Here is a 255-nt window from a genome sequence, read left to right on the forward strand (position 1 = left end):
CATTATCTCCATCACGCTCATCACTATCTCCTAACCAATCTCCATCGGAGTCTAAATCACGGTAATTTGGAATACCATCGCCATCTGGGTCAGATGTTAATTCCTTGCTATCCAATAATGAATCACCATCTGAATCTAAATCTAGGTAATCTGGTGTACCATCTTTATCCGTATCTGGAATTGGAGCTGGATTAGATTCTAAGAAATCGGCTAAACCATTTTTGTTGGCATCAATGAAAGCACCATTTACATCGA

Annotated in this window: 1 pseudogene; it reads right to left on the reverse strand. The window is 39.2% G+C overall.

What is annotated here, in order from left to right:
• Window positions 1–255, reverse strand: a pseudogene (locus ESB04_RS12525) (hypothetical protein); the annotation flags it as partial.

It is taken from the genome of Aquirufa rosea (assembly GCF_004118285.1).
GTDB lineage: Bacteria > Bacteroidota > Bacteroidia > Cytophagales > Spirosomataceae > Aquirufa > Aquirufa rosea.